Genomic DNA, 12,663 nt, shown 5'->3' with positions numbered 1-12,663 from the left:
GGGGTCGCGAAGGTCCGGGGCGGGGCGCGGCAGGGGGGTGCCGCGTCCGGTGGGCCGTTCGCCTCGGCGTCCGGTGTCGCCGGGTCGCGTGCCGCGCGACCGGTCCGACCGACCGGTGTGTATTGCCAGCTCACCCGGCCTGTACGGAGAGCTCTTCCGGCACGGCCGTAAGTGAGAACCCCCCTTTCGAACCGGACACGAAGCCGGACCGCCCGGGGGCGGGCGGTCCACCGGACGAGAGGGACCAGACTCATGAGCAGTTCCGTTGTGCCTCCGGTGATACCCGAGGGGACATCTCCGGAAGGCCGAATTCCAGCTCAGTATCGGGCCATCTCCACGCACCTGGCCATCGCGCCACGGGTCAGCGTGGTCATTCCGGCCATGAACGAGGCGGAGAATCTTCCGTACGTCTTCAAGACCCTTCCCGACTGGATCCACGAAGTCGTTCTGGTGGACGGCAATTCCACCGACAACACCGTCGCGGTGGCCAGGGAATTGTGGCCGGACGTCGTGGTCGTACCGCAGCGCGGAAAGGGCAAGGGGGACGCCCTGACCACCGGCTTCAAGGCCTGCTCGGGCGACATCATCGTCATGGTCGACGCGGACGGCTCCGCCGACGGCCAGGAGATCGTCAGTTACGTCTCCGCGCTCGTCTCCGGCGCCGACTTCGCCAAGGGCTCGCGGTTCGCCAACGGCGGCGGCACGGACGACATGACGCCCATCCGCAAGCTCGGCAACTGGGCGCTGTGCTCGGCGGTCAACGCCAAGTTCGGGGCCCGCTACACCGACCTGTGCTACGGGTACAACGCGTTCTGGCGGCACTGCCTCGACGAGATCGAGCTCGACTGCACCGGGTTCGAGGTCGAGACCCTGATGAACATCCGGGTCGTCAAGGCGGGCCTGAAGGTCCAGGAGATACCGAGCCACGAGTACTTACGCATCCACGGCGCCAGCAACCTGCGCGCCGTCCGCGACGGGATCCGCGTACTCAAGGTCATCCTGAAGGAGCGCTCGAACCGGCGCGCCCTGCGCAGCAGGCAGAACCCCGCAAAGCTCAACCTCGTACGAGAGGAAGGGTCTTGACGGGACGACAGGAGGACCGGATGACGGCGTCCGTCGTCATCTGCGTGTACACCGAAGACCGCTGGAACGACATCCTCGCCGCCGTCGACTCCGTGCGCGGGCAGTCGTACGCCGCGCTGGAGACACTGCTCGTCGTCGACCACAATCCGGCCCTGCTGGACCGCCTCACCAAGGAGTTCAAGGACGGGGCGGACGTGCGGGTGCTCGCGAACGCCGGGCCGCGCGGGCTGTCCGCCGGGCGCAACACGGGGGTCGCCGCCGCCCGCGGCGAGATCGTCGCGTTCCTCGACGACGACGCCGTCGCCGAGCGGGACTGGCTGCGCTGGTTCGCCGACGGATACGCGGACCCGCGTGTCCTCGCGGTCGGCGGCCGCACCGAGCCCGTCTGGGCCTCCGGGCGCAGGCCCCGCTGGTTCCCGGAGGAGTTCGACTGGGTGGTGGGCTGCACGTACAAGGGCCTGCCGCGCGGCAAGGTCAGGGTGCGCAATGTGCTCGGCGGCAACGCCTCGTTCCGGCGCGGCGCCTTCGACATCGCGGGCGGCTTCGCGACCGGCATCGGCCGGGACGGCGACAAGCGCCCGCTGGGCTGCGAGGAGACGGAGCTGTGCATCCGGATCACGCGCGCCAGACCGGACGCGGTGCTGCTGATCGACGACCGGGCCGTCATCCACCACCGGGTGCCGGCGGCGCGTGAGCGGTTCGGCTATTTCCGTACGCGCACGTATGCCGAGGGCCTCTCCAAGGCACTCGTCGCCCGAAGTGTCGGCGCGGACAGGGGACTCGAGACGGAGCGGGCGTACTCGACGCGGGTGCTTCCGGCCGGGGCGGCGCGCGGTCTGCGGGACTTCGCGCTCGGCCGGCCCGGTGGCGCGGGCCGCGCCGGGGCGATCGTGACCGGGGTGCTCACGGCGGCCGGGGGCTACGTCGTCGGCAGTTGGCGGGCGCGCGGCGGGGGCGCGACGTTCACCGTCGCGGAGATCGCCGCGCCCGCGACGGATCCCGCGGAGGAACCCGTGACGGCGCCCGCGACGGAAGACGCGAAGGAAGACGCCCACACCGAGCAGGTCGGGAGAACGGAGGCGGCGGCGTGAGCGCCCCACAACAGGCATCCGACGGCGGCTCCGTGCCGATCCTCATGTACCACGCGGTCTCCTCCCACCCGAACGCGCAGACGCGCGGACTCTCGGTCTCACCCAGCCAGTTCGCCGAACAGATGGAGCTGCTCGCCGACCACGGCTGCACCCCGCTGACCACCGCGGAACTCGCCGGGATCTGGCGCGGCAGGGGCGGGGCGCTCCCGGACCGGCCCGTCCTGATCACCTTCGACGACGGCTACGAGGGCGTGCACACACACGCCCTGCCCTGCCTCGCCAAGCACGGCTTCGCGGCCACCCTGTTCGTCTCGACGGGGTGGCTGCGCGGCGCGTACGACACCGGGGGCGGGCTCGACGCGATGCTCGACTGGGACCAGGTGCGGGCGCTCGCCGCGCAGGGCGTGGAGATCGGCGGGCACAGCCACACGCATCCGCAGCTCGACCAGCTCGACGACGCGGACCTGGAGTTCGAGCTGCTGCGGTGCCGGGAGATCGTCACCGGCGAGCTCGGCCGGGCGCCGGTCTCCTTCGCGTATCCGTACGGCCACTCCGACCGGCGGGTGCGGCGGGCGGTGCGCGCGGCCGGGTTCGCCCAGTCGCTCGCCGTCGGCAACGCGCTCGCCAGGCGCCGTCAGGGCCCCTACGCCCTGCGGCGGGTCACCGTGCGCCGCTCGACCGGCGTCACCGAGTTCGAGCGGCTGATCGACGGCCGCGCCATCGGCCGTACCTTCGCCGGGGACCGGGCCCTCACCAAGGGCTACGCCGTGGTCCGCAGAGCCCGACAGGCCCGCCGGAAGGCGGCGCGTACCCGTGTCTGACACGACCACCACACCCGCCGAGGCCGAACCGGCCACCACGACCGACGCCGCAGCGCCGTCCCCGGTCGGCCGCCGGCTCAGGCTGCCCGGCACAGGGCGCGCCAAGAAGGGCGGCAAGGACGGCATGGGCGGGTCGGGGGGCGGGAGCCAGCTGTTCCGGAACGCCTATGCGCTGATGCTGAACACCGGCATCTCCGGAGTCCTCGGCGTCGGGTTCTGGCTGGCCGCCGCGCACTACTACACGGCGGACGCGGTCGGGCAGGGCTCGGCGGCGATCGCGGCGATGAAGTTCCTCGCGGGCCTCACCGCCGTGACCCTGACCGGCGCGCTCGCCCGGTTCATCCCGATCGCGGGGCGCAGCACCGGACGGCTCATCTTCCGTACGTACGCGGGGAGTTCGGTGGCCGTCGCGTTCGCCGCGGTGGTCTTCCTGCTGACGCTCGACGTGTGGGGACCCTCGTACAGATTCCTGCACGGAACGCTGCACGGGCTCGGCTTCATCGCGGCCGTCGTCGCCTGGTCGCTGCTGACGCTCCAGGACGGGGTGCTCACCGGGCTGCGCAGCGCGCTGTGGGTGCCGGTGGGCAACACGGTGTTCTCGCTGGTCAAGCTGGGGCTGCTCGTCGCGTTCGCGACCGCGCTCGCGACGACCGGGGTGTTCGTCTCGTGGGTCGTCGCGATCGCGTTCTCGGTGATCCCGCTCGGGCTGCTCGTGTTCCGAAGGCTCGTGCCGCGGCACATCGCGGCCACGGACGGCAAGACGGATCCGCCGACGCTGCGCGAGATGGGCCGGTTCCTCGCGGGCGACTACACCGGCTCGCTGTTCTCGCTCGCCGTCGTCTACCTCGTGCCGGTGATCATCGCCTCGCAGGTCAGCTCGGCGGACAACGCGTACTTCTACATCACCACCACGATCGGCGGCACGGTCAACCTGCTGGCCATCAACATGGGCGCCTCGCTGACCGTGGAGGGCTCGCACGATCCGGCGCAGCTCGCCGCGAACACGCGGGCCGCGCTGCGCCGCATGGCCCGCATCATGCTCCCGATCTGCTTCCTGCTCTTCGTCCTCGCCCCGTACGTGCTGCATGTGTTCGGCCGTGACTACGCGGACGCGGCGACGCCGCTGCTGCGCTGGTTCGCGGTCGGGGCGGCGCTGCGGGTGGTCATGGAGACGTACTTCGCGGTGCTGCGCGCGCAGAGCCGTACCTCAGGACTCGCCTGGCTGCAGGGCCTGTTGTGCGTGCTCGTGCTCGGTCTGACGCTGCTGCTCCTGCCCCGGATGGGGCTCACCGGCGCGGGCGTCGCGGAGATCTCCTCGCTCGCCGTGATCGTGGCGATCGCCGCGCCGAAGCTGTGGGCGGTGGTGCGCACCGCGCCCGCCGCGCCGTTGCCCGAGGACGCGCCGCCCGACGGCGACCTCGCCGACCTCGGCACACCGAAAGTACGGGTCGGCGCGGAGGAGCGCCCCAAGTGGGCGCTGCGCGACGCGATCGACTCGGACACGCTGCAACTCGCGGTGCAGCTGAACCTGGACCATCAGGAACGGCGTCCCGACGTCCGGCCGGGGATGCCCACATGGGCTGCCAAGCCGGCGTCGCCCTCCGCGTCTGCCTCCGCCTCTGCGTCCGCTTCCGCGTCTGCTTCCGCCTCTGCCTCTGCCTCTGCCTCGCAGGCTTCGAGCGGGAGTCACGGGGAGGAGGGCTCCGGGGGCCCCGGCGTGCGGGAGACGGTGGACCTTTCGAGGCCGGAACCGAAGGCGGCACCGGAGCGGGAGCGGGAGCCGATACCGGTGCCGGAGTGGGAGGCGGAACCGGATCCGGAGCCGGATCCCGTCGTCCCTCCCCCGCGCACCGAGGAACCCGCCCCGGCGGCCCCGGCCGCCCCGCACCGGCTCACCCCCACCGTCGTCGTCCTCGCGCTGCTGCTGGTGGCGGCGCTCGGGCTCTACTGGGGGCCCGTCCTCGGGATGGGCGAAACCGATCTGGAGCGGATGGGCGGGCTCGGCCTGGTCTCCGTCCTCTCCCCCGTCACCCTCCTCGGCGCGGCCCTGCTCATCGGCGTCTTCGCCTCGCTCCTGTGGCTCGAACGGCCGCATAAGCGGCTGCTGATGCTGACCCTGCTCGCCACGGTCGTGTCCCTGCACGCGCTGCCCGCCGTCATCGAGGCGGAGCCGCGGTTCGCGACGGCCTGGCAGCACCTGGGCTTCATGGACTACATCGACCGCACCGGCTCGGCGGTCCCCGACCTGGACGCCCGCTGGAGCTGGCCCGGCTTCTTCGCCGCCGCGGCCTTCCTCGCCAAGGCCTGCGGTGTCAGCGACCTGACCGAGGTCGTCCGCTGGTGGCCGACGGCCGTCCAACTCCTCTACCTGGCACCGATGTTCCTGCTGCTGCGCTCGGTCCGGGCGAGCTGGCGGGCCAAGTGGACCGGAGTCTGGATCTTCGTCCTGAGCGGCTGGGTGGGCCAGGACTACTTCTCGCCGCAGGGCTTCACGTACCTGCTCTATCTGGTCTTCGTGGCGATCCTGCTGGTCTACTTCAGGGCGCCCCGCATGCTGTGGGGGAAGCGGCGCCCCGGCGAGAGCGAGGTCGCGCCGACCGACCGGCGCCAGCGCGCGGTGCTGCTCGTCGTCCTGATCCTGCTGTTCGCGGCGACGGTCCCGGCGCACCAGCTGACCCCGTTCGTGATGCTGGGCGTCCTCGCGGTCCTCGTCCTGGTCGGCAGGTCCGAACTGCGCGGGCTGCCGATCCTGTTCGGCGTCGTCGTCGTGGTCTGGCTCGGCTTCCTCGCCGAGCCGTACTGGTCGGGTCACTTCAACGATCTGTTCGGCGGGGTGGGCGGCGTCGGCAGCAATGTGACGTCCTCGGTCTCCGGCCGTATCCAGGAGGGCAGTTCGTCCCACAAGCTGGTGCTCTACACGCGCGTGGCGCTCGCCGGCACGGTCCTCGCGCTCGCCTGCTACGGCTGGTGGCGGCGCCGCGACTGGAAGTACCGCGAGCGCTCGCTGCTCGTCCTGGCCTTCGTGCCGTTCCTGGGCTTCGGGATGCAGTCCTACGGCGGCGAGATGGCGCTCAGGGTCTTCATGTTCGCCCTGCCCGGCGCCGCGCTCCTCGCCGGCCTCGCGCTGTTCCCGCGCACCGGCGTCACGCCGAAGGAACGCGACAAGGACCGCATCAGCCTCGCCCCGCTGGCCGCGCTCATGGCGGGCCTGCTGCTCATGGGCGGGTTCCTGGTGGCCCGCTGGGGCAACGAACCGTTCGAGCGGATCCGGCCCGGCGAGGTCGCCGCGATGGACTACATCTACGCCCGCGACGAGCCGACCGTACGGCTGCTGTGGATGAGCAACGACACGGTCGACAACGTGACGCCCGCGCTGCCGTGGGGCGCCCGTGACATGGAGAAGGTCCAGTACGTGCCGACGCTCGCGCCCGTCGACCCGGTCCTGGTCGGCGGCCTGGTCAAGGCGCTCAAGGACGCGGGCCCCAACTCGTACCTCGTGCTCAACAAGAGCCAGGTGGTCTATCTCCAGCTGGACGTCGGCTACTCGAAGTCCTGGCCCACGCGCCTCGTCGAGAACCTGGACCGGCGCCAGGAGCTGAAGAAGGTCTACGTCAACGAGGACGTGACCATGTACCAGCTGCGGGACAGGCCGAAGGGCAAGGTGGCGAAGGCCGATCCGGGGCCGATCGGACCGCAGGTCACCTGGACGCCGTGGTCCCTGGTGGGCGCGCTCGCGGCGGTCGCGCTGATCGTGCTGCTCACGGCGCGCGAGGTGGTACGGGTCGCGCTGCGGCCGAGCGTGCGGCAACTGCGCTGGCTGCAGAGCACGTTCTGGTTCTCGCTGCCGCTGCTCGCGGTGGTCCTCGCGTCGCTGATCCAGCGGTTCATCACGATGGGGCTCGGCTAGGGTCCTTCTGACGGATCAGGCTGGATCCGGGAGGCCGCACTGTTCGGCTCCGCGAGCGGGGTAAGCCGAGAGCTTGGGGAAGTTGGCAACCGACGACAACGCCGCATATGTGCGTGCCAGGGCTCGCGACTCCAGCAAGATCCGTCAGAAGGACCCCGGCCCGCACGGGTGGCTGCGGTGCTAGCGCCGCAGCCACTTCACCTCGTAGCCGCGCATCTCGAACCGCTTTCCGTCGATCTTCGCGCTGATCGGACGCTTCAGGGTGTTCACGACGAGCAGGGCCTTGTCGTCCGCGAGCACCCGCACGTTCGGCGCGTCGTCCCGCGCCACCGACACCTTCTCGAACTTCGTGCCGGGCCCGAACTCCTCGTTGAACCGGGACACCAGGCCGTACATCGGCAGCGCGCTCCCGCCGGAGTCGCTGTCGGTGGGCCGCCACAGGCAGCCGGCGCAGTTCGCGCCCTTCTCGTCCTCGGGGTTCCAGTAGAACCCGGACGTCGCCCCGCCCATGGCCATCGCGATCATCCCGGACGCCTGCACGGCGACGCGGTGCGGCTCGCTCCAGCCCTGCCGCTCCTCGCGGCTGTCGGCGGGCTCCACGTAGTACTCGGCCCACCACAGCGGCAGGTCGTCGGTCTGCCGCTCGATCCACGCGCTGACGTCGGTGAACTTGTCGGTGGCGGCGAACTCGTCGGGCAGCATCTCGTCGTCGTTCGTGTAACTGGACCCGTCGACGACGACGAAGTCGGCGCCCGCCTTGTTCTTGTTCCAGTAGTCGAAGGCGTCGACGATCCGCTGGTCAAGGCGTCCCCAGAGGCCCTTGACGGCATCGGACCCGCCGTCGGTCTGCCGGGGATGGACGCTGTCCATGACGAGGTACGGGCCGCCGACCATGATGTCCTTGCGGACCTTCTTCAGCGCCTTGTAGACGAGGTTGTAGAGCTTCGTGTAGCCCTCGTAGTCCCAGCGGCCCTTGTCGTCGTTCCAGAAACCCTTGAACTCGTTCCAGACGATGAAGTGCCGTACGTACGGGTACCGCTTGGCCACGGTCGCCGCGAGGTTCGCGTAGTCCTTGTAGTGCTCGGGGGACGGCGCGGTCTCCAGGCTCGCCCGGCTCCAGTCCGTCTTGCCGACGCCCGCCTTGCCGCCCTTCATCCAGTCGGGCGCGCAGCACAGCGTGACCACGGGCGTGCCGCCGGACTTGCGGATGAAGTCGATCCGCCGGTCCATCTCCTCGAACTGGTAGCGCCCCTTCAGCGGCTCCGGGTTGCTCGCGCCCCAGCCCATGATGTGCTGGTTCTGCGGCATCGGGCGCTCGCCGAGCAGCTTCTCCGCGCGCTCGGTCGCCTCGGACGAGCCCTCGTCCGCGGAGAACTGGGTGTGGGTGAAGCCCCAACCGACCTGCGGTCCCAGCTCCTTGGGCGGCTCACCGGGTGTGCCGTGCACCCTGTCGCCGTCCGCGGTGGTGCCCGCGGTGTCGTCACTGTTGTCCGGAAGTGTGCTGATCACCGTCAGCACCAGGGCCAGTACGGCCATCCCCACACCGAGCAGGGCGGCGAGTCGCCATCGCCTTACCCCCGATTCCCACCCATGACGTCCCATCAAGGGCAAGGGTAACGAGGGCAGTTGACGGAAGGACCACCTCCGTTGCCACGGACTCGTAACGAGGTTCGACAACTGACACGGACGTGTCGGCCGGTACGGACCGGGGACGCGCTGCGCAAATGCCGTGCGGGCGGCCGCGTCGTGGCGGATCATGGCGGCATGTCTGCCAACCCATTCGACGTGCTGCCGATCCGGCTGGGTGTCGACGACAGCGACTCGCCCTCCGACGTCGTCGACGCGCTGTTCCTCGGCCGCTTCGCCACGGGCGAGCAGCCGTTCTCGCACTCGGTCAACATCGACCGGGTGCGCTCCGCCGCCACGCTCCTGCCGCCGAACGCCCGTGTGCTGCGCTCCGCGCGCGACGACGACCGCAGCGCGACGCTCGCCGAGGGCGACGGGTGGACGCTGCTCATCTCCCGGTGGAGCCGGGGCGCCGATGTCACCGTGACGGCGACGACGGCGGAGCTGGCGGAGAAGGTCCTGGGGCAGGCCACGGACGGCGCGGCCGACGAGCCGGAGCCGCAGCCGGAGAACGTGACGATGGGCTTCTGGTACGTGTCGCCGCGGCGCGGCCCGCACCGCACGACCCGGCAGATCTCGGCCGGCACCTGGGACGAGGTGCGGTCCAACTACACGGCGCCGGTTGCCGAGGCGATGGACGGGCTGATGAAGACCCGGCCCGACGACATCGCGGGCCGGCTGCTCCTGCTGCACGGTCCGCCCGGCACGGGCAAGACGTCGGCGCTGCGGACGCTGGCGCGGTCCTGGCGGGACTGGTGCCAGGTCGACTGCGTCCTCGACCCCGAGCGTCTCTTCTCCGACGTCGGGTATCTGATGGACATCGCGATCGGCGAGGACGACGGTTCGGCGAACGGGCGGTGGCGGCTGCTGCTCCTGGAGGACTGCGACGAGCTGATCCGCGGCGAGGCGAAGCACACGGCGGGGCAGGCGTTGTCGCGGTTGCTGAACCTGACGGACGGGCTGCTGGGGCAGGGGCGCAACGTGCTGGTGGGGGTCACCACCAACGAGGACCTGGAGCGGCTGCACCCCGCGGTGGTCCGGCCCGGCCGCTGCCTGGCCCGTATCGAGGTCTCCCCGCTGACCCGGCGCGAGGCGACGGACTGGCTCGGAACGGACGAGGGGGTGGGCCGGGAGGGGGCGACGTTGGCGGAGCTCTATGCGTTGCGCCGCGGGGTGTCTCCGACGGCTGTACCCGATCCACGGGGTGGTGGCTCGGAGGCGGGGCTCTACCTGTAGCGCCCCACCGTGGTTGCACCCACGGGGCTCCGCCCCGGACCCCGCGCCTCAATCGCCGGCGGGGCTTGAATGAGCGGCACCGGCCGATGTCGTCTCGCCTTGGGCAATCTGCCGCCTTGGGCGGCAGGGTGGGCAAGGCGGCCCCCGGTGCCGCGCAACGGAAAAGGCGGGCGTCGGCCCCGGCTATGCGTACGCCGCGCGCAGCGCGTCGCGGGCGGCCGAGAGGGCGGCGGATTCCGAGAGGCCGAGCCGCCGGACCCGCTCCGCGTACGCCTGCGCCGCCACCACGGCCTCCCGCTCCGCCGCGTCCCCCGCCGACGCGACGAACGTCCCGTTGCGCCCCCGCGTCTCGATCACCCCGTCCGTCTCCAGGGCCCGGTACGCCTTGGCCACCGTGTTCGCGGCGAGCCCGAGCTCCTCGGCGAGCCCGCGCACCGTGGGCAGCTTGTACCCCACGGGCAGCACCCCCGACCGGGCGAGCTCGGAGATCTGGGCCCGCACCTGTTCGTACGGCGCGGCACTGTCGTCAATGCGGATCTTCAAGGTCACGCGGTCGATTCTCCCGCAGCACCGAAAAATAGGAGGCACCCGGTCGCGCACGGCGCGTAGCGTGCGCCCCCATGACCGTCATCGTGCGCGCGCTGCGCCTCGACAACCCGGCCGACACCGAGAACTTCGCCCGCATCAGGCGCGCCTGTCTGCCCGCCATGCTCGCGACCCCGGCCTCCGTCGCGTACGTCGCCGTACACACCCACCCCGACGCCCACTTCCGCCAGCTGATCGCCCAGACCGGCGACGGCGAGGCGATCGGCACGGCGCAGGTGGGACTCGCGTACGACAGCCCGGAGCCGGGGCAGGGCTACGCGAACGTGTACGTCCACCCGGAGCACACGCGCCGCGGCGCCGGCACCCTCCTGCTGCGCACGGCGGAGGAGCACCTGGCCCAGCACGGCGCGACGGAGGTGCACTGCTGGGCCCTGGACGCCCCGCGCAACCTGGCCTGGGCGGCAGCCCGCGGCTACCGCGCGAGCCGCAGCGCCCACTTCCTGAGCCTGGACCTCACGGCCGTCCCCCTGCCGCCCCGCCAACCCCTGCCGCCCCACGTGGAGTTGCGCACCGCCGCCGACTACGCGGCGGACCCGCGCCCCCTCTTCGACCTGGACGCCGAGACGGTCGCGGACGAGCCGGGCGACATCCCGGCCGAACTGACCGACTACGAGCAGTGGTTGCGCGACACCTGGCACCACCCCCTCCTCAACCACGAGCTGACGACGGTCGCCGTGGTCGACGGCCGCCCGGCGGCGTTCACCGCGGCCCGCACCGACGGCGACGGCCGCTACTCGACGGGCATGACCGGCACGGCCCGCGCCCACCGCGGCCGCGGACTGGCCAAGCTCGTCAAGAACGACTCCCTGCACCGGGCCCGCGCCGCCGGCGTCACGGTGGCGTACACGGGCAACGACACCGGCAACGGGCCGATGCTCGCGATCAACAAATGGCTCGGCTACACCCTCGACGCGACGGAGATCCGCCATGTCCGCTCCCTCTCCCACTGACACCACCCTGCGCGTGCACCTGGTCAAGGCGGGCCGCACGAAGATCAGCTACCCGGTGGACCTCCTCCACGACGACGGCACACGGGTGACGGTCCGCGCCCCCTGGGCGGGCGACGGCGTGCGCGACTTCGGCTTCGTCCGGTTCGCCCCGGGCGACGTCTTCACCGAGCACTACTGGCGCGACCGCTGGTACTCCGTCAAGGAGGTCCGCACGGGCGACGGCACGCTGAAGGGCTGGTACTGCGACATCACCCGCCCCGTCACCCGCACCGCCGACGGCGACATCCGCTGCGAGGACCTGGACCTCGACCTGTGGGTGTCGGCGGACGGCAGCCGGGTGATCCGCCTGGACGAGGACGAGTTCGCCGACAGCGGCCTCGCCGAACGGGACCCTGAGGCCGCCCGGTCCGCTGTGCGGGCCCTCGACGACCTCGAACACCGGGCCGAGCAGGGCGAATTCACCGCTCTGCTCGCACACCAGCCGCTCACGTAACGGCGACGACCGCGTACCGCTCGTCCGCGACCTCCCGCCCCCACAGCCGGGCGTCCCCCGACAGGGGCTCCCGCCGGACGTCCGCGACGAGCGGCGCGAGCGCGTCCGTCAGACGCGCCGCCGGTATCCCGACCGGGCTCAGCCCGCCCCACACCCCCTCGACGAGCACGAGCCGCCCGCCGGGCCGCAGCAGCGACACCCACCGCCGCAGCACGCCCTCGAGGTCGGGCAGCGTCCACAGCACATGCCGGGCGAGCACCACGTCGTACGCACCCGGCTCCACCGGTGGCTGCGCCGCGTCCCCGAGCAGGAGCTGCGCGTCACGGCCCGCGAGCTTGCGCCGGGCGAGATCCAGCATCCCCTGCGCACGGTCCACCCCGGTCACCCGGTGCCCCCGCTCGACCGCGAGCAGTGACAGACTGCCCGTCCCGCAGCCGAGATCGACCACGTCACAGGCCCCGTGCGGCAGCCACCCCGCAAGCCTTTCGGCCCAGGCCCCGCGCACCTCCGGGTCCCGCAGCCCGTGGTCCGGCTCGTCGTCGAAGCCACCGGCCGCGGCCTCCCAGTCGATCGGCCCCTCGGCCGTTCCCCCGAATGTCGTCATGCCCCCATCGTGACAACCGCCACTGACAATTGCGCTTCGATGAGCGACGCTCCGGGAACAGGTCTACAACGGCACCACGTTGGGACCCGTGTAGGTACAGGAGGCACCATGCGCCGAGTGACCATGCACAAGCCGACCGGAGCGAGCAGCATTGCGCGGCGGCTTCAGGACGATGCGGCGGAGCGCAAGCGCGAGCGCCCCGAAGTGCGCAAGGACGTGCGCAAGACGTGGTGGCCGGACGAGTGA

General features: G+C 71.6%; 11 protein-coding genes. 8 read left to right on the top strand and 3 right to left on the bottom strand.

Annotated elements, in window-relative coordinates; translation table 11 throughout:
• The first annotated feature begins 252 nt into the window (after nt 1–252).
• Genes ACY34M_RS34135 through ACY34M_RS34120 form a run of 4 tightly spaced genes read left to right on the top strand, consistent with a single transcriptional unit; the run spans nt 253 to nt 6,902 of the window.
• Nucleotides 253–1,083, top strand: coding sequence for a glycosyltransferase family 2 protein (locus tag ACY34M_RS34135; RefSeq protein ID WP_462723227.1), 831 nt, complete (start codon nt 253–255; stop codon nt 1,081–1,083).
• A gap of 20 nt (nt 1,084–1,103) precedes the next feature.
• Nucleotides 1,104–2,174, top strand: coding sequence for a glycosyltransferase family 2 protein (locus ACY34M_RS34130; RefSeq protein WP_462723249.1), 1,071 nt, complete (start codon nt 1,104–1,106; stop codon nt 2,172–2,174).
• Between the two features lie 44 nt (nt 2,175–2,218).
• Nucleotides 2,219–2,995 (top strand): polysaccharide deacetylase family protein, encoded by a 777-nt coding sequence (locus ACY34M_RS34125; protein ID WP_462723250.1) that lies wholly within the window; start codon nt 2,219–2,221, stop codon nt 2,993–2,995.
• Complete coding sequence (locus ACY34M_RS34120) at nt 2,988–6,902, top strand: lipopolysaccharide biosynthesis protein (protein ID WP_462723228.1); 3,915 nt, start codon at nt 2,988–2,990, stop codon at nt 6,900–6,902. Before ACY34M_RS34125 ends, ACY34M_RS34120 begins: the two co-directional genes overlap by 8 nt.
• Before the next feature lie 180 nt (nt 6,903–7,082).
• Here the strand turns inward: ACY34M_RS34120 and ACY34M_RS34115 are convergent, their stop codons facing one another.
• Nucleotides 7,083–8,504, bottom strand: coding sequence for a GH39 family glycosyl hydrolase (locus ACY34M_RS34115; RefSeq protein WP_462723229.1), 1,422 nt, complete (start codon nt 8,502–8,504; stop codon nt 7,083–7,085).
• 162 nt (nt 8,505–8,666) lie between these two features.
• Between ACY34M_RS34115 and ACY34M_RS34110 the strand changes: the two genes are divergently transcribed.
• Entirely contained in the window at nt 8,667–9,764 is a 1,098-nt protein-coding gene (locus ACY34M_RS34110; protein WP_462723230.1) for a DUF5925 domain-containing protein, read from the top strand.
• A 183-nt stretch (nt 9,765–9,947) separates the two neighbouring features.
• Here the strand turns inward: ACY34M_RS34110 and ACY34M_RS34105 are convergent, their stop codons facing one another.
• On the bottom strand, nt 9,948–10,313 hold the full coding sequence (locus ACY34M_RS34105) for a GntR family transcriptional regulator (RefSeq protein WP_462723231.1): 366 nt from the start codon (nt 10,311–10,313) through the stop codon (nt 9,948–9,950).
• Nucleotides 10,314–10,384: 71 nt separating this feature from the next.
• On the opposite strand from ACY34M_RS34105, the gene ACY34M_RS34100 reads away from it, so the two are divergent.
• Both ACY34M_RS34100 and ACY34M_RS34095 read left to right on the top strand, forming a co-directional pair.
• On the top strand, nt 10,385–11,320 hold the full coding sequence (locus ACY34M_RS34100) for an N-acetyltransferase family protein (protein WP_462723232.1): 936 nt from the start codon (nt 10,385–10,387) through the stop codon (nt 11,318–11,320).
• The gene (locus ACY34M_RS34095) at nt 11,298–11,813 is read left to right on the top strand and encodes a ribonuclease FAU-1 family protein (protein ID WP_462723233.1); all 516 of its coding nucleotides are present in this window, start codon (nt 11,298–11,300) and stop codon (nt 11,811–11,813) included. Before ACY34M_RS34100 ends, ACY34M_RS34095 begins: the two co-directional genes overlap by 23 nt.
• Here ACY34M_RS34095 and ACY34M_RS34090 read toward each other — a convergent pair.
• Nucleotides 11,806–12,417 carry a class I SAM-dependent methyltransferase gene (locus ACY34M_RS34090; RefSeq protein WP_462723234.1) on the bottom strand — a complete coding sequence of 204 codons (612 nt, stop codon included), beginning with the start codon at nt 12,415–12,417 and terminating at the stop codon, nt 11,806–11,808. The genes ACY34M_RS34095 and ACY34M_RS34090 overlap by 8 nt on opposite strands.
• A gap of 108 nt (nt 12,418–12,525) precedes the next feature.
• On the opposite strand from ACY34M_RS34090, the gene ACY34M_RS34085 reads away from it, so the two are divergent.
• Nucleotides 12,526–12,663: a hypothetical protein gene (locus tag ACY34M_RS34085; protein WP_462723235.1), complete on the top strand. Its 138-nt coding sequence runs from the start codon at nt 12,526–12,528 to the stop codon at nt 12,661–12,663.

The organism is Streptomyces sp. EDA2-14 (assembly GCF_054963755.1).
This window is presented reverse-complemented; position numbering and strand designations above follow the sequence as displayed.

What these genes read in the sequence shown, in the direction of transcription:
- ACY34M_RS34135 (WP_462723227.1), top strand. Translation starts at nt 253, where the DNA reads ATGAGCAGTTCCGTTGTGCCTCCGGTGATACCCGAGGGGACATCTCCG.
- ACY34M_RS34130 (WP_462723249.1), top strand. Translation starts at nt 1,104, where the DNA reads ATGACGGCGTCCGTCGTCATCTGCGTGTACACCGAAGACCGCTGGAAC.
- ACY34M_RS34125 (WP_462723250.1), top strand. Translation starts at nt 2,219, where the DNA reads ATGTACCACGCGGTCTCCTCCCACCCGAACGCGCAGACGCGCGGACTC.
- ACY34M_RS34115 (WP_462723229.1), bottom strand. Translation starts at nt 8,504, where the DNA reads ATGGGACGTCATGGGTGGGAATCGGGGGTAAGGCGATGGCGACTCGCC.
- ACY34M_RS34110 (WP_462723230.1), top strand. Translation starts at nt 8,667, where the DNA reads ATGTCTGCCAACCCATTCGACGTGCTGCCGATCCGGCTGGGTGTCGAC.
- ACY34M_RS34100 (WP_462723232.1), top strand. Translation starts at nt 10,385, where the DNA reads ATGACCGTCATCGTGCGCGCGCTGCGCCTCGACAACCCGGCCGACACC.
- ACY34M_RS34095 (WP_462723233.1), top strand. Translation starts at nt 11,298, where the DNA reads ATGTCCGCTCCCTCTCCCACTGACACCACCCTGCGCGTGCACCTGGTC.
- ACY34M_RS34090 (WP_462723234.1), bottom strand. Translation starts at nt 12,417, where the DNA reads ATGACGACATTCGGGGGAACGGCCGAGGGGCCGATCGACTGGGAGGCC.
- ACY34M_RS34085 (WP_462723235.1), top strand. Translation starts at nt 12,526, where the DNA reads ATGCGCCGAGTGACCATGCACAAGCCGACCGGAGCGAGCAGCATTGCG.